The sequence below is a fragment of the Mesorhizobium sp. P2_A8 genome (genome assembly GCF_056404935.1).
Window position 1 is genome coordinate 102,542 of sequence record NZ_JBFUDB010000006.1, and the last position, 21,955, is coordinate 124,496.

Here is a 21,955-nt window from a genome sequence, read left to right on the forward strand (position 1 = left end):
TCAAGCTCCCTTCACGTAGGACGACATCGCCATGAATTTTTCCGCCACCGGCCAGTTGGCGGCGCGCGAGGCTTCCTGCATGCACTCGATCATCGCAGCACCCTCGGTCGGCTGGCGATGCGCCTTCATGTCGCCGTCACGATAGGCGTTGATGAAGCGGAATTCGAGCGGATCCATGCCGATCAGCCGCGCCAGCTTGTCCATCTGCACCTCCAGCGCGAAGTCGCCGATGGTGACGCCGAAGCCGCGCATGGCGGAGGAGGGCGTGCGGTTGGTGTAGACGCAGTAGGTGTCGATCCAGACGTTGGGGATGGTGTAAGGACCGGGATAGTGGCCAGCGCCCTTCTGCGCGCCATAGGGCGAATGGCGGGAATAGGCGCCGGCATCGGTGTAGCCGGTGACTTTGCGGGCAACGATGCGGCCATCCTTCATGACGCCGTCCTTGATGACGACCTTTTCTGCGGCGCGCGGCGAGGAAATCTGCATCTCCTCCTCGCGGCTGTAGATGAAGGAGACCGGACGGCCGGTGAGCTTGGCGCCAAGGATGGCGATCGGCTCGACGATGACGTCGACCTTGCCGCCAAAGCCGCCGCCGACGGTGCCACCGACGAAATGGAGCTTGTTGCCGGGCATTTGCAGAATGATCGAGGCATTGTCGAGGGTGAAGAACATCGCCTGCGTGTTGGTGTAGCAGGTGAAGCGGTCATTGCCTTCGGGGACCACTACGCAGCCGGTGGTCTCTGTCGGCGCATGCTCGATCGGTGAGGATTGATAGCTCTGCTCCAGCACATGGTCGGCGGCCGCGAAGCCCGCCTCGACATCGCCAAAACGCACCTTGCGGCATTCGCCGCTGTCATAGAGGTAGTGGTTCTGGCCGTGATATTCGTTGACCAGCGGAGCGCCCGGCTTCAGCGCCTCCTCCATGTCGAAGACGGCCGGCAGCACCTCGTAGTCGACCTTGACCTTGGCGGCGGCTTCTTGTGCCGCGCGCTCGGTTTCGGCGAGCACCGCGACGACGGCTTCACCTTTCCAGCGCACCTTGCCGTCGGCCAGCACCGTCTCGTCCTCCGGGCCGATCTGGATCAGGATCAGGATGGTGTACACATTGTGCGGTACGTCCTTGGCGGTGAGGATTTTTACCACGCCGGGGTGCTTCCCGGCTTCCGAGGTGTCGATCGAGCGGATGCGGGCATGGTGGTGCGGGCTGCGCACCATCTTCAGGTGCAACATGCCGGGGAAATTGCGGTCGGCGAAAAAGGCAGTCTTGCCGGTGACGTGGCCGGGCGAATCCGAGCGCGGTCTCGGCTGGCCGATCTCGTGCAGATCATCCTTGCGGACATCGGCGAAGTAGCTCTTGCGCAGTTCCATGTTTGCTTCCCTCAAGCGGCGTTCTGCGAATTGGCGCGGGCGGCGATCAGAACCGCCTGGATGATCGGCTCGTAGCCGGTGCAGCGGCAGATGTTGCCCGACAGCGCCTCGATCACCTCGTCGCGGCTGGGGTTGGGCGTGTGGTCGAGCAGCACCTTGGCGGCCATGATCATCCCTGGTGTGCAGAAGCCGCATTGCGTGGCGAATGCATCGAGGAAGGCACGCTGCAACGGGTGCAGAACGCCGCCCTCCGAAAGCCCGGACGTCGTGTTGATGGCCGCCCCGTTGCAGGTCTCGGCCAATGTCAGGCAAGACAGCCTGAGCTCGCCGTCGATGATCACCGAGCAGGCACCGCAGGTGCCCTGATGACAGCCGCCTTTCGGCGAGGTGTCGCCGATCTTGTCGCGCAAGGCGTGAAGTAACGTCGTGCCACTGTCGATGAATTCGGCCTTTTCAGAACCGTTGAGCGTGAACTGGACCGGGACCTTTGCCATGTTTCCTCCTTGCGCGCCTGCCCGATTGACCGGACAGACGCGCGCCCCCCAACCGGTGTTTTCAGGCCAGCAGCAGCCGGCCGAGATGGACCGGCAGCACTTCGTTGCGATACCAGGCGCTGGCGATGGGATCGGTCGCCGGCGAGGTGCCCTCGTTGGCCAAGGCCAGCGCCGGCGCGATGCCGTCTAGGGTCAGGCTTTGGCCGATCAGCGCTTTTTCCGCCGCTTTGGCGCGCATCGGCCGGTCGGCCATGCAGCCCAGCGCGATCCGTGCCGAAGACACCGTGCCGTCCGGCGATTGTTCCACAGCGGCGGCGATGCTGAGCACCGAGACGCCTTTCGGCTTGACCCTCGACACTTTCAGGAAGCGAAAGCCGTCAGCCTTCGGAAGCGTGAAACCGACGGAGGTGACGATGGCGCGGTTGCTGTCGCGCCCTGCCAGAAAGGTCTCGACCGGTATCTCGCCATTATCGGTGTTGACCGTCGCATCGAGCGCCAGCAGGGCAACGGCGAAATCGCCATAGGGCGCCGGTGCGAACAGATTTCCGCCGACGGTCGCCATGTTACGGACGGCCGGACCACCAACGGCGCGCGCGGCACCGGAGAGGGTGCTGAGGTCCGGATGACGGGCGATCGCCGCCATGGTGACCGATGCACCGATGCGGACCTTGCCGTCGGTGACGGTGATTGCTGAAAGCGACGGTTCGGTCGAGCGGACAAGGCTGGAGACCGAAACGTCGCCTTCATTCGCTGCGCGCACCACAAGCGTGCCGCCGCCGAGATAACGGGTCCCGGCGGATTTCAGCGCTGCGTTGGCGTCCTTCACCGTTGCAAAAGTCTGCAGTGCTAGCGCCATGATCTGGCTCCTTCAGCTCTGGCCGGCGAAATGGGTCTTCAGCGCATTGAAGCCGCCCTGGAAGACATTGGCGCCCATGCCCTCGGCCAGCTTGTCGGCTTCCTCGGGCGCGGCGTCGAAGCTGGCGGTCCATTCGGCATAGGTGCGGTCCCCATCGGTCACGCGCCTGAGTTGCAGGGTCGCCTTGTGGTTGGTCAGCGGCTGCGGCGTCTCCAGGATGGAGTAGCTGACGAGGAAATTCGGATCGGAGAAGTCGAGCAGCTTTTCACGGATGCGGGCGCCGCTGGCGAGCTGGAAATTGCGCACGCAGCCGATCGTCGCGGCGTCCTTGCCATCCTCGATATGGCTTTCGACCATGCGCGGGTGCCAGCTTGGCAAACCGTTGAAGTCGCGTATGCGCGCCCAGACCTTTTCGACCGGCGCGTCGATGACGCTGGAGATGGTGACGTTCGCCATATCAGATGTTCCCTTGCGATTGCGACAGTTGGGCAAGGGTAGGGCGGCCATTTCAGGGGCGCTTATCAATGCGTCTTGAGCACGTATCAATGCGTCTGAAAAAGGGTGGAGTCTGAAAAGGGTGGCGGCCGGTTGGCTCAGGCGATCATCCGCGCCGCCTCGCGGTAGAGCGTCGGCGGCACGCCGACGTGGTCACGGAAGAAGCGCGAGAAATTGCCCTGCGTGGTGAAGCCGAGATTGCAGGCGACTGAGATCAGTGGTTCTCGCGACCATTGCAATTGCCGCACGGCTTCCTCCATGCGCAGCGTGTTCCAGTAGACATTGGGCGTCAGATTGGTCTGTTCCTTGAACAGCGCGAAGAAGTGCGGCCGCGAAAGGCCGACGCTGCGTGCCACGTCGTCGAAGCAGATGCGCTCGCAGACATTGGCCTTCATCAACTGGATCGCCTTGCGCACGCGGAAATCCTGCATGGTGTTTATGCGGACGCGCGTCTCCTGCGGCGCCGAGGCGTCCGCGGCATCGAGCACGCTGTCGATGAAGCGCTCGATCTCGTAATTGGCGACGTCGTCGACGCTCTCATTATCGCTGAGGTGGTCGAGCAGATTGCCGGCGGCCTGGTGCAGCCAGGGCTCGAGTGTGATCGCCGCCTGTGAGAACAGTGGCGCGGACGAAGGCAGGTCGCGGCGCCGGCGCGCCCAGTCGGGGTCTATGTAGAAGGCGAGAAACAGGCCTGGCGTGCCGTTGTGCGACAGGACGTGGCTGTGCGGCTGGAACGAGTTGATGCCGGCGGCGGTGCGGGGTCCAAGCCGTACCGTTTCACGGCCAATGGTCATCTCGCCGGCCGTGCCTTCCAGCCAGATGATCAGATGTGCCTCGCCATGGGCGTGGGTGACGAAGTCGCTTGCGACATTCAGGACAGAAACATGTCCGAACCGGCCCCAGTAGAGCCTGATCGCTTCCGTCATGGTAATCCTCCCGCAGACGACTGGCCTCCCTTCGCCTGCGACGGGGATTGTGCGGCTGAGTTCGGGCGCGCGTCAAGGTGCAGGGCGGCCGTGGTCTTCTGCGACGTGCCTTGGCTGTGGATTTTCAGACTGGGCGATAGGTAGTGAACCGAACAACGGTTGGATGGCCGCGCCGGCGTTGGTGCCTAAAACCGAAGCCGTCATGCCACGGGTTTCCACCTTTCGGCATCATGGTCCTAGTCGCTGCGGCGGAAATTGCGGATGCGATCGAACAGCACCGCAAGCAGGATGGCGCCGCCGATGAACACGCCTTGCCAGAAGGCATTGATGCCGAGCAGGCCAAGGCTGTTGCGGATCACCTCGATCAATGCCGCGCCGACTATGGCGCCGAATGCGGTGCCGACGCCGCCGGCCAGATTGGCGCCGCCGATGACGGTGGCGGCGATTACCTGCAGCTCCATGCCGGTGCCGAGATTGGTGGTCACGGCGCCCAGCCAGCCAGTTTGGATGATGCCGGCAATACCTGCCGACAGCGCCGAGATCATGTAGACGGCGACCTTGATCTGACGCACCGGAACGCCGGTCAGCGTCGCCGCATGCTCATTGCCGCCAATGGCGAAGATGTGGCGGCCGAATTTGGTCCAGCGCAGGATGAAGCCGGTGATCAGCGCCAAAAGGATCATGTAAAGCACTGGATTGGCGATGCCGAACACCCAGGCGCCGCCGCCCAGCGCCAGAAGCTTGGCGTGGTCCGGCCCGAACTGGAAGACGACGGTGTTGTTGGAAGCGACCATGGCCAGGCTGCGGGCGATCGACAGCATGCCGAGCGTCACCACGAAGGGTGGAAAACCGAGATAGGCGATCAGAACGCCGTTGAAGGCACCAATGGCGAGCGCGGTGGCGATCGACGCCAGGATGCCGACCTCGATCGAGTAGCCGGCGTGCATGGTGACGGCCAGCACCATCGACGACAGGCACAGCACCGAGCCGACCGACAGGTCGATGCCGCCGGTGATGATGACGAAGGTCATGCCGAGCGCGATGATGGCGACGAAGGTGATGTTGCGGGTGATATTGTAGAGGTTCTTCGATGTCGCGAAGGCATCGGTGGCAAACGACAGGAACAGGCAGGCGAGGATGACCGCGATCACCACCCAGAAGGTCTGGCTGGCAAACAGCCTTGCCGGCAGAGATTGCTGCTTGTGTTCGATCGGCTGGTCAATTGTCAGTGCCATCGTTGGCCTTCATCTGCTGCCATGGTGAAAACGCTTGAAATCATACCTGTTCGATGGCGCCGGTGATCAGCCCGGTGACTTCCTCGGGCGAGCTCGACGCAATCGTCTTGTCGGCGACCTTGCGGCCGCGCCGCATGACGATGACGCGGTCGGCGACGGTGAAGACGTCGGGCATGCGGTGGCTGATCAGAACGACGGCGATGCCCTGGTCGCGCAAATGGCGGATCAGATTCAGCACTTCGGCGACCTGCCGCACCGAGATCGCCGCCGTCGGCTCGTCCATCAGCACGATCTTGGCTTGCGACAGCATGGTGCGGGCGATCGCCACCGCCTGCCGCTGGCCGCCTGACATCTGCTTGACGAGGTCGCGCGGACGGGTCTCGGATTTGAGCTCGGCGAAGATCTGGCCGGCGCGCTTGTACATCGAGGCGTAGTCGAGAATGCGGAACGGGCCGACGCCGCGGCGCAATTCGCGACCGAGGTAGACATTCGCCGCTGCCGTCAGATTGTTGCAGAGCGCCAGATCCTGGTGGACGATCTCGATGCCGTGCTGGCGCGCCTCGACCGGCTTGTGCAGCACCAGGTCCTTGCCGTCCATCTGCATGGTGCCATGGCTCGGGCGGAAATTGCCGGCGATCATCTTGACCAGCGTCGACTTGCCGGCGCCGTTGTCGCCCATCAGGCCGACCACCTGCCCAGGCTCGATCGACAACGAGACGTCGTTGACCGCCTGGATGGCGCCGAAATGCTTCGAGATATTGGTGAGTTCGAGAACTGCCACCAGCCTTCTTGCCTCCCCGTTTTTGCGGCCTGCTGCTGTTCCCGGCATGAATGCCGGCGCTGCTTTGGCCTCGCTCTCCCCAGCTCCTCCCGGAAACAGCGTTAGCGTTCTTTTACGCAAAAGCCGGCGCGCGTCAATCGCCGGATTATTTTAAAAATCCGTTTTGTAGGACAAATAGCATTGACGTTGGTGTCGAGCCGATATTAGCTAAGCGTCGGAGGAGATTATGCCGATCCCGGCTGGCGGTTCGCCGGGTGGAATCGGCGGAGGCTTATCGGTCGAGGATTCGGCATGCTTGAGCCGGTCTAACGCCGCATCTGGAAATGCTTATCGACCTGTCTGGCGACACGAGCGTTCGCGAAACGACCTCTGTCATTGCACATCCGGGTTGATCTGTGTGGCGGGCACGCCGTGTCCGTCTGTTTCAAGGGAGGACTGACATGAAAAAATCACTTTTGCTCGCCGCCGTCGCCATGATGGCGCTTGGCGCCGGACCGGCTTTGGCCAAGAAACAGCTCGTCATTGTCGTGAAAGGTCTCGACAATCCGTTCTTCGAAGCCATCCACCAGGGCTGCGAGAAATGGAACAAGGAAAACGCCAGCTCGGAATATGAATGCTTCTACACCGGTCCGGCGTCGACTTCGGACGAGGCCGGCGAGGCGCAGATTGTCCAGGACATGCTGAGCAAGGCCGACACCGTGGCGATGGCAATTTCGCCGTCCAACGCGCCGCTGATCGCGCAGACGATCAAGACCGCCAATCCGACGATCCCGATCATGACCGTCGATGCGGACCTCAGCAAGGAAGATGCGGCGCTGCGCAAGACCTATCTTGGCACCGACAACTATCTGATGGGCAAGAAGATCGGCGAGTACATCAAGAAGGGCAAGCCGAATGGTGGCACGATCTGCACCATCGAGGGCAATCCTGCGGCCGACAACATCCTGCGTCGTGCGCAAGGCATGCGTGACGCGCTGTCGGGCAAGGAAGGCCTCGCCGCACTTGCCGGCGAAGGTGGCTGGACCGAAGTCGCCGGCTGCCCGGTGTTCACCAATGACGACGGCGCCAAGGGCGTGCAGGCGATGACCGACATCCTCGCCGCCAACCCCAAGCTGGATGCGTTCGGCATCATGGGCGGCTGGCCGCTGTTCGGTGCCCCGCAGCCCTATCGCGATCTGTTCGGCCCGCTCAAGGACCGGATCGCCAGCAACGACTTCGTCATCGGTGCCGCCGACACGATCGGCGACGAGGTGGCGATCGCCAGGGATGGCCTGGTGACGGCTCTGGTCGGTCAGCGGCCGTTCGAAATGGGCTACAAGGCGCCATCGGTGATGATCGACCTGATCGAAGGCAAGGCCGTCGCTGATCCGGTGTTCACCGGCCTCGACGAATGCACCAAGGACACGGTCGACACCTGCATCCAGAAGTAGGGTCCTGATTTCGGGGCGCTCGGCAACGGGCGCCCCGTCAATTCCTGAACGGGACGCTGTGGTTGGGGCAACAGGCTCCGGCTTTGGCGCGTCCGTGGTCTGGATTTTTCGGCAACGAGATCGGCGCGCCGTGCAGGTTCGGACCAGTCCGGACGACAGACGGCCGACGCATTGGAACGTGGATGCCGGACGAGAAGTCAAAGAAGCAAGCCGACCGGGCCAAGGCACAAGCCAGCCGCCGTCCGGCTGTCATGCGCAGGGCTGGTGCCGCGCACTTTCCGGGAGCGAGCGTCCATGTCTCGCTGGCCAGCGAGATCGGTCTGCGGATCGTGCGCGGCGACTATCCGCCTGGCACCATCCTGCCCAACGAGGCCAAATGGGCCGAGATCTTCAATGTCAGCCGTTCAGCGGTGCGCGAAGCCATCAAGATGCTTATGGCCAAGAGCCTTCTGGCCTCGCGTCCCAAGATCGGCAGTTGGGTCGAGCCGAAAGAGCGCTGGAACCTGCTCGACCGTGACGTGCTGGCCTGGTACGCGACGGCGCCCGACCGCGAGGCCTTCCTGCGCACCGTGCAGGAGTTTCGCCATATCATCGAGCCGGAAGCGTCGGCCTTTGCCGCCATGCGGCGCAGCGACGAGGAGATGGCCGAGATCAGCCAGGCCTGCCGTGAGATGGGCGATGCCTTGAGCCTGCAGGAGCGTATCCGCGCCGACACGCGTTTTCATCTCGCCATCCTGCGCGCCTCCGGCAACGATCTTCTGGTGCCGCTCGGCGTGCTGATCGAATCGGCACTCGACCATCTCTTCGACTTCACGACGCAGCGAGTTGGTGATCAGCGGCAGGCACAGAAGCTGCATGAGGCGATCGAGAAGAACATACGCCTCCAGCGTCCGGCCGCCGCACGCAACGCCGTGCACAGGCTGCTTGAAAACACCGATGAAGGGATCGGGCGGTCAAGGCGGTGACTGGCGCATTTTATGCGCGTAACCTCCAGCCGCCCTTCGCAGGCTCAGGGCGTCCGAACTCAAAAAGCCAAGCAATTGGCTTTTCGTCCGCTGCGCGAACCGCTTCTCGCCTCAAAGCGTCTGTTTCTTGCCATCCTTCATCGGCATCAGGTCGACGCCGTTGACCTTGCCGATATGCGTCGCCAGCATTGGCACGAATTGCTCGGCCGGGCCGGTGGCGAAGGCGCCGGCGAAGGAGTTCTTGGTGGCGTTGCCGAGTGGGTTGGCGATGCCGGCCGCACCGGCCATCGATTCCAGATAGGTCAGGTCCTTGAAAGCGTTGGCGATGGAAAATTTGTGGGCGTCGCGGTCGCCTTCCAGCGTCCAGCGCATGAAGGTCTGGTAGAAGCCGCAATCCATGCGACCATTGCGGATGACGCTGTCGAAGCGCGGCGGCGAGATGCCGACCTTCTGCGCCAGCGCCAGCGCCTCGGAATAGATCGCGGCATAGCCGAGCGAGATGAAATTGTTGAGCAGTTTCATGCGGTGGCCATCGCCGGTGTCGCCGATATGGACGATGCGGCCGGCCCAGGTTTCCAGCACCGGCTTCAGCCGGGCAAAGACGGCGTCCGGCGCGCCGACCATGGCGTCGAGCGTGCCTTCCCAGGCCTCCTTCGGCGTACGGCTCAGCGGTGCGTCTACATAATCGATGCCAAGCGCCTTGAGTTCGGCTGCCAGTGCAATGGTCGAGACCGGATCGGAGGTCGAGCAGTCGACGACGACCGAGCCCTTTTTCAAGCCCTCCTTGAGGCCGCCGGGGCCGCGAACGATGGCTTCGACTTCGCGCGAGCCGGTGACGCAGATGAAGACGATGTCGGATGCCGCAGCCACATCGCGCGAGGTCGACGCTTCCCTGGCACCGCGGCCAAGCAGGTCTTCCGCCGGTTTGCGGTTCTTGCGGCCGAGAAAGGTCAGGCTGTAGCCCTTGTCGACGATATTCTTGGCGATCCCGTGTCCCATCAGGCCAAGGCCGATGAAGCCGATCTTTTCGCTCGCGGCAGTCGTGTTCATGTCTTCAAGTCCTGTTGAAATGATTGATGCCAGGCGCTGCCGTTTTTGCAGGCGAGGGTGGTTGCGGATTGCGATATTGTCTGACAATACACATAAATCCCAGAGGATGTGGAGAGCAAAATGACCAAGCGGATCATGTTCACCGGCGGCAGCGGCAAGGCCGGACGCCATGTCGTGCAGTATCTGGTGGAGCAGGGCTGTCAGGTGCTCAACATCGACACCAAGCCCCTCGACAATCCCAAGGTGCGCACCCTGATCACCGATATCACCGACAGCGGGCAGGTGTTCAACGCGCTGTCGAGCTATATGGGCCTGCACGAATTCGACCCGTCGCTGCGCGCGCAGCCGGTCGACGCCGTTGTGCATTTCGCGGCCATCCCGCGCATCATGATCACCACCGACAATGAAGTTTTCCGCATCAACGCGCTCGGCACCTACAATGTCATCGAGGCGGCGGTGAAGCTCGGCATCCCCAAGGTGGTGATCGCCTCCAGTGAGACGGCCTATGGGCTGGTGTTCGCCAATGAGCCGCGTGATCCCCGGTATTTCCCGCTCGACGAGGACTATGATGTCGATCCGATGGACAGCTACGCGCTGTCCAAGGTCGTCAACGAGAAGACGGCACGCGCCTTTGCGCAGCGCAACGGCACCGATATCTATGCCTTGCGCATCGGCAACGTCATCGAGCCGCATGAATATTCGCTGTTTCCGAAATGGTTCGCCGATCCGGGTTTTCGCAAGCGCATCGCCTGGAGCTATGTCGACGCGCGCGATCTAGGCCAGATCACCTTGCGCGCCATCGAGAAGGATGGCCTCGGCTACCAGGTGTTCAATGCTGCCAATGACGACACGTCGTCGGATCTGCCGACGGCCGAACTCTTGACGCGGTTCTATCCGGGCGTACCGGTCAAGGCCGAACTCGGCGAGTATGAGACGCTGCTCTCGAACCGCAAGGCGCGGGACGTGCTGGGTTTCCGCCCGGAGCACAGCTGGCGCAAATACGTCAAGCAGGCCTGATCCGCGGAGGCAATCGGGGCTGATCTGTGCACAGCGGCAGGCTTTGCGCCCCAAGCCGCTTGCCGCGCTTGACAGCCTCTTCAATCCGGACTTTCTGGAGCCTATGCGGGACGCGAAGCCGAACAAGGAAAAATCGCCAGCGAAAGCGGCCTCCACGGACCGCCAGGCCGGCGTTCGCCGACCTGACGCGGCGCGCATTCCAGGCTCGAGCGTTCATGCTTCGCTGGCCAGCGAGATTGGCCTGCGGATCGTGCGTGGCGACTACCCGCCCGGCACCATCCTGCCCAATGAAGCGAAATGGTCGGAGACCTTCAGCGTCAGCCGTTCGGCGGTGCGCGAAGCGATCAAGATGCTGATGGCCAAGAGCCTGCTGGCGTCGCGCCCCAAGATCGGCAGCTGGGTCGAGCCGAAGGAACGCTGGAACCTGCTCGACCGCGATGTGCTGGCCTGGTACGCGACATCACCTGATCGCGAAGTGTTCCTGAAGACCGTGCAGGAATTCCGCCACATCATTGAGCCGGAAGCAACCGCCTTTGCCGCCATGCGGCGGACCGCCGAACAGATGGCTGAAATCAGCCAGGCCTGCCGCGATATGGGTGAGGCAGCCAGCCTGCAGGAGCGCACCCGCGCCGACACCCGCTTTCACCTCGCCATCCTGCGCGCCTCCGGCAACGATCTTCTCGTGCCGCTCGGCGTGCTGATCGAATCCGCTTTCGATCATTTGTTCGCCTTCACCACCCGGGCCGTGGACGATCTCAATCATGCGCAGAAGCTGCATGAGGCGATCGAGAAGAACATCCGCCTGCAGCGGCCGGACGCGGCGCGCGCCGCGGTGCGCAAATTGTTGGCCAACACCGACAGCGTCATCCGATCGCGATAAGGGCCGACCGGGTCGCGGCTAATCGTCCGTCTCACGCCCGAAGGCGGCGCGCAGTTCGTCCTTGGCGTCCTCGAGCACCTTCTTGCGCGTGGCAGGCAGGTTCTTGCCGGCGCGGTTGATGTAGAAATTCAGCGTCGACATGGCGGACTGGAACGGCTCGGCCTTGCGCCGGTCGCTGTGATCGGCGGATCGTTTGAGCGAGGCGGCGATCTTTCTGGCGTCATCGGATTCGAAGACGTGGTCCTCGAGATCCATCGCGTCGCTGTGCTCGGTCACCTCGGCCGACCATTTCTTCTTTGCGGTCATGGCAGAACTCCTTTGCAGGGTGCGTTGCCGGGAAACTCTGCACCTTGGCATCGGTTCCCGTATTCGTCCTGGGTCTGGAGCCACGGATTTGCTTGCTGTGGCGCTGCTGCGTGCCGGGAATGCGCCGATAGTGGCGCAAACGGCAGCCGATTTTCGGGACCGCCGACAGGAAACGCCTTGACCCGAACCGACCTGAGCCGGCCGAGCCCCGGCATCGACAGTACCTATGCCTGGATGCGGCTCGCCATTTCGATGCTGCTGGCGACGATCGGCGCCGTCGGCATGTGGGCGGTTGTCGTCGTGCTGCCCGCCGTGCAGGCCGAGTTCGGCGTTGATCGCGCCGCGGCGTCCATGCCCTACACCGCGACCATGGTCGGTTTCGCCGCCGGCAACGTGCTGGTCGGCCGTGCCATCGATCGTATGGGCTACTGGATCCCGGCGCTCATCTCCTCGATTGCGCTCGCCGCCGGCCTGCTGCTCGCGGCGCTGTCGACCTCGATCTTGCAATTCACCCTTGCTCAAGGGTTGCTGATCGGTGTCGGTACATCGGTGATCTTCGGGCCGCTGATCGCCGATATCTCGCACTGGTTCAATCGCCGGCGCGGTGTCGCGGTGACGGCAGCAGCCGCCGGCAACTACCTTGCCGGAGCGATCTGGCCGACCATCATGCCGACGCTGATGAAGGCGGAAGGCTGGCGCTTCACCTATGCGGCAATCGGCATCTTCTGCCTGGTGACCATGGTGCCGCTGGTGCTGATGCTGCGGCGCGGTGCCCCGGCGGCGGCCGCCGCCGGTTCGCCCGGAAGCCGGCCGGTGCAGTCGATTTCGCTGTCGCCGGCAGCCTTGCAGGTGCTGCTGGTCGTCGCTGGTCTCGGCTGCTGCGTCGCGATGTCGATGCCGCAGGTGCATATCGTCGCCTATTGCATGGATCTCGGATACGGCATGGCGCATGGCGCCGACATGCTGTCGATCATGATGGCGGCTGGCGTCGTCAGCCGGCTGGCGTCCGGTTTTCTCGCCGACCGTATCGGCGGCGTGAAGACGCTGCTCATCGGCTCGGTGCTGCAGTGCCTGTCGCTGCTGTTCTACATCCCGTTCGACGGGCTCGCCTCGCTCTACGTCGTCTCGCTCGTGTTCGGCCTGTCGCAAGGCGGCATCGTGCCTTGCTATGCGATCATCGTGCGCGAATACATGCCGGCCAGGGAGGCTGGGCAGCGTATCGGCATCGTCATGATGGCGACGATCTTCGGCATGGCGATCGGCGGCTGGATGTCGGGCTGGATCTACGACCTGACCGGTTCCTACGCCGCGGCGTTCCTCAACGGTATCGCATGGAATTTGCTGAATATACTGGCGATCGGGTTGTTGTCGTGGAAGGCAAGGCGACGTGTTGTGGCGATGGCCTGAACGGGTGGGGCCGGTTCCCTTTGCTTGACAAGGACGACAGGCTGCGCGACGCCAGACGATGAGTGGGTGCGGCAAAGCGGGCCGGTGAGATGACGACAGCAAGGACGATCGTATCGCGACCGCGCCTTGACGGGTGCTTTTCCGAGCGGGCGCGTCCTTGATCAAGCCGCGCTCGCGCCGGGGCGGCGGCCGCCCGACCATTGCCGATGTCGCGCGCAAGGCTGGCGTCGGCGCCATTACCGTGTCGCGCGCCTTGCGCGAGCCGGAGCGTGTCTCGGAAGAGCTGCGCCGCCAGATCCAGGCCGCCGTCGACGAACTCGGTTACGTGCCGGACCCGAATGCGCGGGCACTGGCCTCGGCGCGTGCCGAGGTGTTCGGCGTGCTGGTGCCTTCGCTCACCAACAACGTCTTTGCCGAGGTGGTGCGCGGCATCTATGACAGCCTGTCGGCCAGCCCGTTCCGCATCCAGCTCGGCAACACCCATTATTCCGGCCTCGAGGAAGAGCGGCTGCTGCAGCTGTTCGGTTCGCAGCGGCCGGCAGCGCTGATCGTCGCCGGCATCGACCAGACACCAACCTCGCGAAAGCTGCTGGAAAGCGCCGGTTGCTCGGTGGTGCAGGTCATGGAAACCGGGCCCGATCCGGTGGACATGATGGTCGGCTTCTCGCATTTCGACGGCGGCAGGACGGCGACCGAGCATCTGATCGAGGCAGGCTACCGCCGCATCGGCTTCATCGGCGCGCGCATGGACCCGCGCTCGCAGCGGCGCCTGGCAGGCTATCGCGCGGCGATGGAGGCCGCCGGCCTGTTCGACCCACGCCTGGTCACCACCACGCCGGAGTTGTCCAGCGTGCCGCTCGGCCGCGAAATGCTGCGCGACGCGCTGGCCAAGGTGCCGACGCTCGACGGTGTCTTCTGCAACAATGACGACATTGCGCTCGGCGTGTTGTTCGAGTGCCATCGCGCCTCGATCGCGGTGCCGAAGACGATCGGCATTGTCGGCTTCAACGACCTCGACATGATGCAGGTGGCGTTCCCTTCGATCACCAGCATCCGCACCCACCGCTATGAGATCGGCAGGCGAGCGGTCGCCATGGCCCTGGCGGCAATCGCCGGCAACAGGCCGGAACAGCGGATCGTCGACCTCGGTTTCGAACTCAAGCGCCGCGAGAGCACCGCCCGTTGAAACACACAGAAGCGAGTGTGTAAAAGCCGGTTTACACAACGGCATGGTAGCGCTACCAATTGCCTATTGTAGAAACTCGCGGCGAAAGCCAGAGCTTGTTTATTATACATAAGCGACAGCTGATACTTGTTTATTATGTATAATATGATAGTTTTCGTCTTCGCTTGAGGGGCGACAAAGGAGGGGATCGGGTCGGCGTTCGGCCACCTGAAAGCGCGACCGGCAAAGGCGGGAGGTGCCTGGCCAGACGCGTGAATTGTACTTCAGCCGACAACAATCAGAACTGCAACTGGGAGGAATATCGATGATCAAGTCACTCGTGGGTGGCATCGTTGCCGCCACTGCATTCGTCATGCTCAACTCGGCCGCAATGGCCGCCGGCCCCGAAGTCGTGCAGGGACCAGCCGCCGAGGCGGACTGCTTCGCGCCCTGGGCCGCAGATACGCAGTTCTTCAAGTTTCCCAAAAAAGATGGTCCATACCGGATCGCGCTCGCCAATGGCTATATCGCCAACACCTGGCGCATCCAGATGATCCAGACCGCCAAGGCTTACGCAGCGCAAAAGGACGTCGCCGCCAAGCTGAAGGAATTCAAGGTGGTGTCGACCGGCGAGGACGTGCCGGCGCAGATTTCGGCGATCAACAACTTCATCGATTCCGGCTATGACGCCATTGTCGTCAACGCGCAGAACCCGACCGCTTTCGCTCCGGTCATCAAGCGCGCCAAGGAAGCCGGGGTCGTGCTGGTCGCCTTCGACAACATTCTCGATACCAAGGATGCCATTAACGTCAATGTCGATCAAAAGGGCCTCGGCGAACTTTGGGGCAAATGGCTGATCAGCCATATACCCGATGGCGGCAAGATTCTTGAAGTGCGCGGCGTCGCCGGCACGTCGGTCGACACCGATCGCCACAATGGCATCCATGAGGCTCTCGACGCTTCGGGCAAGAAATGGGACGTCACCGAAGTCGCCGGCAAGTGGGACGATCCGACAGCGCAGAAGGTCACGGCCGACGCGATCGCCACCAATGGTCCGTTCGTCGGCATCACAGGCCAGGGTGGCGACACCGGCATCGTGCAGGCGATGATCGACGCCAAGCATCCGTTCGTACCGTTCGGCGGCGAAACAGAGAACGGCTTCCGCAAGTTCTGCGCGGCCCATGCAGCGGACGGGCTGAAATGCTCGTCGGCTGGTACCGGCCCGGCCCAGGTGGCGGTTGCCATCAAGACGGCGATCTCAGCGCTTGAAGGCAATGTCGTCCCGCAGTCGGTCAAGCTGCCGCTTGCGATCGTCGAGGATCCGAACTTCAAGGCAGGTCAGGATTTCTTCCCCGATCAATCCGACAATTTCTTCGTCGGCAATTCCTTCCCGACCTGCGGCATCAACTTCACCGCGCAGGAAATCATGGGTCAGACCAAGGCGGACCAGTAGGCTGCATGTCCGGCGCCGCGGGAGATCCCGCGGCGTCGATGGCTTTCCACCTCAATCGCAAAATTGTCTCGGAGCGTCGATGGACGGTGCGGTTCCGCTCTTCCGGATGGAAGGCATATCCAAGCGCTACGGCGGCGTGCGGGCGCTGGAGAAGGCCGAGCTTTCGGTCGTATCCGGCAGCATCCACGCCATCCTCGGCGAAAACGGCGCCGGCAAATCGACGCTGATCAAGGTGATGGCGGGCGTCGTCGCGCCCGACGAAGGCCGCATGACACTAGATGGCCGCGAGGTGACGTTCGCTTCGCCGGCTGCTGCCAACCAGGCCGGCATCGTCTGCATCTTCCAGGAGCTGTCGCTGGTTCCCGAACTCAGCGTCGCCGACAACATCGTTATTTCCGACCCGCCGACGCGGTTCGGCATGATCGACCGCAAGGCACAACGCCGCATCGCGGAGGAAGCGTTGGCGCGCGCGGGCGCCGCAGACATCCATCCGCTGGCGCTGGTCAAGGACCTGCCGCTGTCGCGCCGCCAGATGGTCGAGATCGCCAAGGCGCTGGCACGCAAACCGCGCATCCTGATCCTCGACGAGGCGACCTCGGCGCTGACCGCGACGGATGTCGCCAAGATTTTCAGCGTGCTGAAGCGGCTGCGCTCGGAAGGGCTGGCACTGCTCTATATCTCGCACCGCATGAACGAGATTGCCGAACTGGCCGACCAGTGCACGGTCTTTCGCAACGGTCGCAATGTCGCCAGTTACGCGGCGGGCACAAAGAGCGACAATGAAGTCGTCGAACTGATGATCGGGCGCGAATACAGCCACATCTTTCCGCCGAAGCCGGTACGCACTTCGGTTGCCGCCGCTCCGGTGTTGGAGGCACGCCAGCTTTCATGGACCGACCGGCTCGACAATATCTCGCTCTCGGTTGGGGCAGGCGAGGTTGTCGGTCTTGGCGGCCTCGACGGTCAGGGCCAGCGCGAATTGCTGCTTGCCTTCTTCGGCGTCCTGCGCGGCCTGTCCGGTCAGATCCTGATCGACGGCAAGCCAGTCGCGATTGCCAGCCCTGCCGCTGCGCGCCATGACGGGATCGGCATGGCGCTGATCCCGGAAGATCGCAAGACGGAAGGGTTGATGCTGCCGATGACGGTGCGCGAAAACCTTTCTTTCGCAGCCCTCGACCGGCTGTCAAAAGCCGGCATCATCGACCGCGCGGCCGAGCAACGGCTGATCGACGACATGGTCGGCCTGCTGGCGATCAAGACGGCCGGCCTCGACATTCCGGTTGGCGCCCTGTCGGGCGGCAACCAGCAGAAGGTGGTCATCGCCAAATGGCTGATGCGCCAGCCGCGCATCATCCTGCTCAACGATCCGACGCGCGGCATCGATGTCGGCACCAAGCAGGAACTCTATCAGCTGATGCGCAAGCTCGCCGATGCGGGTGCGGCGATCCTGTTTTATTCGACCGACTATGACGAACTGATCGGCTGCTGCGACCGCGTGCTGGTGCTCTATGACGGCGCAGTCAAGCGCGAGCTGGTCGGCGCCGAGATCACCGAGCGGGCGCTGATCGCCAGCGCGCTCAACATCCATGGCGAGGAGAGCCCTGTGAGCCTGGGAGCAAACGCGTGAAGGATTGGCGTTACTGGCTGGCCGAACAGCGCGGAACCCTGCTGGCGCTCGGCATCTTCATCGTCATGTTCGTGATCTACACCTCGAACCATCCGGCGGGCTTCACTGCCAATGTCGTGCAGACCGCCTCGAACAAGGGCGTGCTGCTGGCCTTCGTCGCCATGGCGCAGACTCTGGTGGTGATCACCGCTGGCATCGACCTTTCCGTCGGCATGATCTTCACCCTGACCAATTGCCTCGCCTCGTGGCTGGTGATTGGCACCGGCATCGAGACCGCCTTCGGGGTGATTGCCGTGCTCGGCACCGGGCTGCTGTGCGGCGCGATCAACGGTGCCATTGTGATTTATGGGCGGCTGCAGCCGATCGTCGCCACCATCGCCACCGGCGCGGTCTACTTCGGCATCGCTCTGCTGCTTCGGCCGTTTCCCGGTGGCTCGGTCAACGAGGACCTCGCCGACGCGCTGACCGGGCGCCTGTTCGGCGTGGTGCCGGCCAGCCTGATCGTGCTGCTTGCCGTGGTGCTCATCGTCTGGGTGCCGTTCAGCCGCTCGGTACTCGGTCGTGCGGCTTACGCAGCCGGCTCGTCGGAGATGGCGGCCTATATGTCCGGCGTGCCGATCCGTCGTGGAAAATTCGCCGCCTACGCACTCGCCGGACTGCTTGCTGCGGTCGGCGGGCTGTTCCTGACCTTCTTCACCTATACGGGCGACGCGGCCTATGCCAGCGGCAACGCCTACACGCTGTTTTCGATAGCCGCCGTGGTGCTCGGCGGCGTCTCGCTGTTTGGCGGCAAGGGCAGCGTCATCGGCGCGATCTTCGGGGCGCTGGCTTTCCGCACCATCGGTGACCTGCTCTTCGTCTTCGATTTCGATCCGCTGTGGCAACCGTTGTTCCAGGGCGTTATCCTGCTGATCGCGGTCAGCCTCGGCGCCTTCGCCCTGTTCAGGGTCCGTAACCGGCTGGAGTGGTTCCTGTGAGCGAAACGACCATCGGTGGTATTGCCGGACGCATGCCGAGATTCATCCGCCGCGCCGATCCGGCGGTGCTCACGGCCTTTGCCTGCATCGTGCTGCTGCTGTTCCTCGGCAGCCTCTATTCCAGAAGCTTCCTGTCGCCGGAATATCTGCTGCAGCAACTCAAGGTGGCGTCGTTTCTGGGCGTCATCGCCACCGGCATGATGCTGGTCATCCTGCTCGGCCAGATCGACCTGTCGGTGCCATGGTCGGTGGCGGTGGGCGCCATGATGGCCAGTGCGGTGGCCGCCTCGGGGCCGGCTGGCGTCGCCTTGGCGATCCCGTTCGGCATTTTCTGCGGCGTCGCAATCGGCATCGTCAACGGCATCGGTGTCGCCTACCTGCGCATCCCCTCGATGATCATCACGCTGGCCACCAACGCCGTCGCGCAAGGGCTGATGGTGGTCTACACCGGCGGCTTCTCGCCACAGGATTCGGCGACCGGCGCCATGCGCTACCTGGCGACCGGCTTTGCCATTCCCGGCGTGCCCAACGCGGTCATCATCTGGACGCTGATCGGTGCGGCGATGGTGTTCGTGCTGACCCGCACCAGCTTCGGTCGCGCCGTCTACGGCATCGGCAACCGCGAGCGCGCGGCCTATCTCTCCGGCATCGACACGCGGCGCGTGGTGATGATCGCCTTCGCCGTCTCCGGCGGGCTTTCGGCCTTCGGCGGCGTGCTTCTGGCCGGCTATGCCTCCAAGGCGGCGCAGTCGATGGGTGACGCATATCTGTTGCCGTCGATCGCCGCGGTGGTGCTCGGCGGCACCTCGATCCTCGGCGGACGTGGGTCCTATCTCGGCACCGTTGCCGGCGTCATCCTGATCACGCTGCTGCAGTCCATCCTGTCGGTCATGCAGATGCCGGAGGCGGGGCGGCAGATCATCTATGGCGTCGTCATCGTCGCCATGCTTTTGCTCTACGGCCGCGCGCCGGCAAGCCGCTGACCGTGGACGAAAAGGCAGCACAGGCGCCAACGGGCGCTCCCGGTTCGGTGCCGGCTATCGTGGTGATGGGCGTCGCCGGCTGCGGCAAGTCGGCCGTCGGCATGGCGTTGGCGGCGGCGCTGGGTGCCCTGTTCATCGAGGGCGACAGGCTGCATCCACCCGAGAACGTCGCGCGTATGGCCAGCGGCGAGCCGCTCACCGATAAACTGCGCGAAGGCTGGCTCGACGCGATCGGCGAGCGCATCGCGGTGTCGGTGGAGCAGGGGCAGGGCGTGGTTGCCGCCTGCTCGGCGCTGAAGCGCAGCTATCGCGAGCGGCTGAGCGGCTTCTGCCCGGAGATCGTCTTCCTCTATCTGGAGATCGACCCTGCCACGGCCAGATGGCGTGTCGGCAGCCGCAAGGGCCATTTCATGCCGGCGAGCCTGGTCGACAGCCAGTTCGCCATCCTCGAGCCGCCGGCCGCGGATGAGCGGGCATTGACGCTCGACGCGACGCGCCCGGTCGGCGAACTCGTCGCTGCCGCGGCCCGCGGGATACGCGGGTCATGAGCCTGCGTTTCCGAAGCTAGATCTGCGACGTCAGTTCGACGGGAAAATCATCATTGTCGGCATCGCGCATGGCGGCGAGGCTGCGATTGTCCAGAACTTCGGCAATCGCCTGCCGCACCTCCAGCATCATATGCCGGACCTGGCAGGTCGCCTCGTCGCAGTCCTCGCAGCGCTGATACTGCGTGCGGCTGGCGCAGGGGATCGGCGCCAGCGGTCCGTCAAGCACGCGAACGACATGGCCGATCTTGATTTCGGAGGCCGGCCGGGCGAGGCGATAGCCGCCTTCCTTGCCCTTGCGGCTCTGGACGAAGCCCGCGTTGCGCAATTCGCCCAGGATGGCATCGAGGAATTTCTTCGGAATGTTGTTGGCGACCGCGATGTCGTTGACGAAGGCCAGTTGGCCGGCCGGCAGGCCGGACAGATGCACGAGGGCCTTGAGGCCGTATTTGCCTTTTTTTGTCAGCATGCCCGAGTCAACCCATAAAGCCCCAACCACCCGCATCTGGCGACTGTTTGTGTGCAAATAATGACGTTTTCGCTACGCGATGATGTTTCGCGAAAACTAGCCGCGCGGATGGCACGTTAGGCACAAACGCGTTGATTCTTTGTAACGTTTTGCATGGATGAAGCCGATAGAGCCTGATCCATCCTGATTTAGTCGGGATGGAGCTCTATCTCTTGGCTTGAGCAAGATCTCCAGCGAAAACCGGATTCCACTTTTCGGGATCATGCTTTGGTCCGCTGAAAGCCGAGGTGCCGGTGCATGAAATGAAAAAAAGCCGGCAAAGCGCCGGCTTTCTCGTTCACCTCGAAGTTGCTGCCGTCAGCGGCTGCCGTAGGTCTGGTCGAGCAGGCCGCCGGCGGCGAAATGCTCCTTCTGAACCTTGTCCCAGCCGCCGAAGACATCTTCCACCGTCAGCAGGCGGACATCGGGAAACTGCGCCTTGTATTTGGCGGCAACAGCCGCGTCACGGACGCGGTTGCCGTTCTGGGCGAGGATGTCCTGACCTTCGGGCGTGTAGAGGAAGTCGAGATAGGTCTTGGCCAGATCGCGCGTGCCATGCTCGTCGGCGACCTTGTCGACGATCGCCACCGGAAATTGGGCGAGCAGGCTGACCGAAGGCGTGACCTGCTCGAACTTGTCGTCGCCATACTCCTTGCGGATGCCGCGCGTCTCGGACTCGAAGGTGATCAGCACGTCGCCGATCTCGCGCTGCACGAAGGTGGTCGTCGCGGCGCGGCCGCCAGTGTCGAAGATCGGCACGTTGTTGAACAGCTTGGTGATGAATTCCTTCACCTTGGCGTCGTCGCCCTTGAAGGCTTCCTTGGCGTAGGCGGTGGCCGCCAGATAGGTGTAGCGCGCATTGCCCGAGGTTTTCGGGTTCGGGAAGATCACCTGGACGTCGTCGCGCACGAGATCATTCCAGTCCTTGATGTGCTTGGGATTGCCCGCGCGCACCAGGAAGGACGGCAGCGAATAGAAGGGCGAGGCGTTGTCGGGGAAATCCTTCTGCCAGTCGGGCGACACGAGGCCCTTCTTGACGAGGAATTCGATGTCGGTGACCTGATTGAAGGTCACGACATCGGCGGCAAGACCCTCGGCGATGGCGCGCGCCTGCGCCGAGGTGCCGGCGTGCGACTGGTCGACAGTCACGCCCGGATGCTGGGCGATGAAGGCCTTGTTGACCTGGACGAACAGTTCGCGGCCGACATCATAGGAAGCGTTGAGCAGTTTGTCGGCCGACCAGGCTTGGGAGGATGCGAGGAACAGGCCGGCGACGGCGGCAACGCCAAGGAAAAATCGCTTCATGAAAACAGGGCTCCGATGCAATGCGTTTATGGTCGGACCATAGCCGTGGCGCATGGTGCGCGACGAGGCACGCACGGTGGCTCCGTGCCCTTGCCGCGAGAAAAGACGTCGCCAAAACGACCGGCTGTTAGGATTTCCTTCCAGGCATCAGTCTTTTCGACCGCCTGGCCGGCACAATGACG

22 protein-coding genes are annotated in these 21,955 nt (G+C 63.3%); 11 read left to right on the top strand and 11 right to left on the bottom strand.

The genetic code is table 11. From position 1 onward, the window contains the following. The 7 genes from AC1D10_RS18670 to AC1D10_RS18700 form a co-directional block, all read right to left on the bottom strand. Complete coding sequence (locus AC1D10_RS18670; protein ID WP_477274363.1) at nucleotides 1–1,368, bottom strand: xanthine dehydrogenase family protein molybdopterin-binding subunit; 1,368 nt, start codon at nucleotides 1,366–1,368, stop codon at nucleotides 1–3. A gap of 11 nt (nucleotides 1,369–1,379) precedes the next feature. Further along, nucleotides 1,380–1,862 (bottom strand): (2Fe-2S)-binding protein, encoded by a 483-nt coding sequence (locus AC1D10_RS18675; RefSeq protein ID WP_477274365.1) that lies wholly within the window; start codon nucleotides 1,860–1,862, stop codon nucleotides 1,380–1,382. A 61-nt stretch (nucleotides 1,863–1,923) separates the two neighbouring features. Next, a complete protein-coding gene (locus tag AC1D10_RS18680) occupies nucleotides 1,924–2,718 on the bottom strand; it encodes an FAD binding domain-containing protein (protein WP_477274367.1) in 795 nt (264 codons plus the stop codon). A 12-nt stretch (nucleotides 2,719–2,730) separates the two neighbouring features. Then, nucleotides 2,731–3,174, bottom strand: a complete 444-nt coding sequence (locus AC1D10_RS18685) for an SRPBCC family protein (protein ID WP_477274369.1) — start codon at nucleotides 3,172–3,174, stop codon at nucleotides 2,731–2,733. Nucleotides 3,175–3,311: 137 nt separating this feature from the next. Further along, nucleotides 3,312–4,139 carry a helix-turn-helix domain-containing protein gene (locus AC1D10_RS18690; protein WP_477274371.1) on the bottom strand — a complete coding sequence of 276 codons (828 nt, stop codon included), beginning with the start codon at nucleotides 4,137–4,139 and terminating at the stop codon, nucleotides 3,312–3,314. A gap of 236 nt (nucleotides 4,140–4,375) precedes the next feature. After that, nucleotides 4,376–5,374 carry an ABC transporter permease gene (locus tag AC1D10_RS18695; RefSeq protein WP_477274373.1) on the bottom strand — a complete coding sequence of 333 codons (999 nt, stop codon included), beginning with the start codon at nucleotides 5,372–5,374 and terminating at the stop codon, nucleotides 4,376–4,378. Between the two features lie 40 nt (nucleotides 5,375–5,414). Further along, a complete protein-coding gene (locus AC1D10_RS18700) occupies nucleotides 5,415–6,155 on the bottom strand; it encodes an ATP-binding cassette domain-containing protein (RefSeq protein ID WP_477274375.1) in 741 nt (246 codons plus the stop codon). A gap of 440 nt (nucleotides 6,156–6,595) precedes the next feature. Here AC1D10_RS18700 and AC1D10_RS18705 point away from each other — a divergent pair, with 440 nt between their 5' ends. Together AC1D10_RS18705 and AC1D10_RS18710 are read left to right on the top strand one after the other, a co-directional pair. Next, on the top strand, nucleotides 6,596–7,585 hold the full coding sequence (locus tag AC1D10_RS18705) for a sugar-binding protein (protein WP_477274377.1): 990 nt from the start codon (nucleotides 6,596–6,598) through the stop codon (nucleotides 7,583–7,585). Nucleotides 7,586–7,767: 182 nt separating this feature from the next. Continuing rightward, a complete protein-coding gene (locus AC1D10_RS18710) occupies nucleotides 7,768–8,550 on the top strand; it encodes a FadR/GntR family transcriptional regulator (protein WP_477274379.1) in 783 nt (260 codons plus the stop codon). Between the two features lie 111 nt (nucleotides 8,551–8,661). Here AC1D10_RS18710 and AC1D10_RS18715 read toward each other — a convergent pair whose 3' ends face one another. After that, nucleotides 8,662–9,600, bottom strand: a complete 939-nt coding sequence (locus tag AC1D10_RS18715; protein WP_477274381.1) for an NAD(P)-dependent oxidoreductase — start codon at nucleotides 9,598–9,600, stop codon at nucleotides 8,662–8,664. Nucleotides 9,601–9,720: 120 nt separating this feature from the next. Between AC1D10_RS18715 and AC1D10_RS18720 the strand changes: the two genes are divergently transcribed. Then, nucleotides 9,721–10,617 carry an NAD-dependent epimerase/dehydratase family protein gene (locus tag AC1D10_RS18720; protein ID WP_477274383.1) on the top strand — a complete coding sequence of 299 codons (897 nt, stop codon included), beginning with the start codon at nucleotides 9,721–9,723 and terminating at the stop codon, nucleotides 10,615–10,617. Nucleotides 10,618–10,720: 103 nt separating this feature from the next. Further along, entirely contained in the window at nucleotides 10,721–11,497 is a 777-nt protein-coding gene (locus AC1D10_RS18725; protein WP_477274385.1) for a FadR/GntR family transcriptional regulator, read from the top strand. A gap of 18 nt (nucleotides 11,498–11,515) precedes the next feature. Here AC1D10_RS18725 and AC1D10_RS18730 read toward each other — a convergent pair whose 3' ends face one another. Then, nucleotides 11,516–11,803, bottom strand: coding sequence for a DUF3175 domain-containing protein (locus tag AC1D10_RS18730; protein ID WP_477274387.1), 288 nt, complete (start codon nucleotides 11,801–11,803; stop codon nucleotides 11,516–11,518). A 177-nt stretch (nucleotides 11,804–11,980) separates the two neighbouring features. Here AC1D10_RS18730 and AC1D10_RS18735 point away from each other — a divergent pair, with 177 nt between their 5' ends. From AC1D10_RS18735 to AC1D10_RS18765, 7 genes are all read left to right on the top strand, one after another. Further along, nucleotides 11,981–13,210: an MFS transporter gene (locus AC1D10_RS18735; protein ID WP_477274389.1), complete on the top strand. Its 1,230-nt coding sequence runs from the start codon at nucleotides 11,981–11,983 to the stop codon at nucleotides 13,208–13,210. Nucleotides 13,211–13,367: 157 nt separating this feature from the next. Then, nucleotides 13,368–14,396 (top strand): HTH-type transcriptional regulator GntR, encoded by a 1,029-nt coding sequence (gntR, locus tag AC1D10_RS18740; RefSeq protein WP_477274391.1) that lies wholly within the window; start codon nucleotides 13,368–13,370, stop codon nucleotides 14,394–14,396. A gap of 304 nt (nucleotides 14,397–14,700) precedes the next feature. Beyond that, nucleotides 14,701–15,828: a sugar ABC transporter substrate-binding protein gene (locus AC1D10_RS18745; protein WP_477274393.1), complete on the top strand. Its 1,128-nt coding sequence runs from the start codon at nucleotides 14,701–14,703 to the stop codon at nucleotides 15,826–15,828. 79 nt (nucleotides 15,829–15,907) lie between these two features. Continuing rightward, nucleotides 15,908–17,455, top strand: a complete 1,548-nt coding sequence (locus AC1D10_RS18750; RefSeq protein ID WP_477274395.1) for a sugar ABC transporter ATP-binding protein — start codon at nucleotides 15,908–15,910, stop codon at nucleotides 17,453–17,455. Continuing rightward, on the top strand, nucleotides 17,452–18,432 hold the full coding sequence (locus AC1D10_RS18755; protein WP_379103611.1) for an ABC transporter permease: 981 nt from the start codon (nucleotides 17,452–17,454) through the stop codon (nucleotides 18,430–18,432). Before AC1D10_RS18750 ends, AC1D10_RS18755 begins: the two co-directional genes overlap by 4 nt. Then, nucleotides 18,429–19,415: an ABC transporter permease gene (locus AC1D10_RS18760; RefSeq protein ID WP_477274398.1), complete on the top strand. Its 987-nt coding sequence runs from the start codon at nucleotides 18,429–18,431 to the stop codon at nucleotides 19,413–19,415. The genes AC1D10_RS18755 and AC1D10_RS18760 overlap by 4 nt, the downstream gene beginning before the upstream one ends. 2 nt (nucleotides 19,416–19,417) lie before the next feature. After that, on the top strand, nucleotides 19,418–19,963 hold the full coding sequence (locus tag AC1D10_RS18765) for a gluconokinase (protein ID WP_477274400.1): 546 nt from the start codon (nucleotides 19,418–19,420) through the stop codon (nucleotides 19,961–19,963). Nucleotides 19,964–19,979: 16 nt separating this feature from the next. Here the strand turns inward: AC1D10_RS18765 and AC1D10_RS18770 are convergent, their stop codons facing one another. Both AC1D10_RS18770 and AC1D10_RS18775 read right to left on the bottom strand, forming a co-directional pair. Beyond that, nucleotides 19,980–20,429, bottom strand: a complete 450-nt coding sequence (locus AC1D10_RS18770) for an RrF2 family transcriptional regulator (RefSeq protein WP_013530871.1) — start codon at nucleotides 20,427–20,429, stop codon at nucleotides 19,980–19,982. 357 nt (nucleotides 20,430–20,786) lie between these two features. Continuing rightward, nucleotides 20,787–21,773 (bottom strand): sulfate ABC transporter substrate-binding protein, encoded by a 987-nt coding sequence (locus AC1D10_RS18775; protein WP_477274402.1) that lies wholly within the window; start codon nucleotides 21,771–21,773, stop codon nucleotides 20,787–20,789. Nucleotides 21,774–21,955 lie beyond the last annotated feature (182 nt).

Coding starts and splice junctions, on each gene's coding strand:
- AC1D10_RS18670 (WP_477274363.1), bottom strand. CDS start 1,368: ATGGAACTGCGCAAGAGCTACTTCGCCGATGTCCGCAAGGATGATCTG.
- AC1D10_RS18675 (WP_477274365.1), bottom strand. CDS start 1,862: ATGGCAAAGGTCCCGGTCCAGTTCACGCTCAACGGTTCTGAAAAGGCC.
- AC1D10_RS18680 (WP_477274367.1), bottom strand. CDS start 2,718: ATGGCGCTAGCACTGCAGACTTTTGCAACGGTGAAGGACGCCAACGCA.
- AC1D10_RS18685 (WP_477274369.1), bottom strand. CDS start 3,174: ATGGCGAACGTCACCATCTCCAGCGTCATCGACGCGCCGGTCGAAAAG.
- AC1D10_RS18690 (WP_477274371.1), bottom strand. CDS start 4,139: ATGACGGAAGCGATCAGGCTCTACTGGGGCCGGTTCGGACATGTTTCT.
- AC1D10_RS18695 (WP_477274373.1), bottom strand. CDS start 5,374: ATGGCACTGACAATTGACCAGCCGATCGAACACAAGCAGCAATCTCTG.
- AC1D10_RS18705 (WP_477274377.1), top strand. CDS start 6,596: ATGAAAAAATCACTTTTGCTCGCCGCCGTCGCCATGATGGCGCTTGGC.
- AC1D10_RS18710 (WP_477274379.1), top strand. CDS start 7,768: ATGCCGGACGAGAAGTCAAAGAAGCAAGCCGACCGGGCCAAGGCACAA.
- AC1D10_RS18715 (WP_477274381.1), bottom strand. CDS start 9,600: ATGAACACGACTGCCGCGAGCGAAAAGATCGGCTTCATCGGCCTTGGC.
- AC1D10_RS18720 (WP_477274383.1), top strand. CDS start 9,721: ATGACCAAGCGGATCATGTTCACCGGCGGCAGCGGCAAGGCCGGACGC.
- AC1D10_RS18725 (WP_477274385.1), top strand. CDS start 10,721: ATGCGGGACGCGAAGCCGAACAAGGAAAAATCGCCAGCGAAAGCGGCC.
- AC1D10_RS18730 (WP_477274387.1), bottom strand. CDS start 11,803: ATGACCGCAAAGAAGAAATGGTCGGCCGAGGTGACCGAGCACAGCGAC.
- AC1D10_RS18745 (WP_477274393.1), top strand. CDS start 14,701: ATGATCAAGTCACTCGTGGGTGGCATCGTTGCCGCCACTGCATTCGTC.
- AC1D10_RS18750 (WP_477274395.1), top strand. CDS start 15,908: ATGGACGGTGCGGTTCCGCTCTTCCGGATGGAAGGCATATCCAAGCGC.
- AC1D10_RS18770 (WP_013530871.1), bottom strand. CDS start 20,429: ATGCTGACAAAAAAAGGCAAATACGGCCTCAAGGCCCTCGTGCATCTG.
- AC1D10_RS18775 (WP_477274402.1), bottom strand. CDS start 21,773: ATGAAGCGATTTTTCCTTGGCGTTGCCGCCGTCGCCGGCCTGTTCCTC.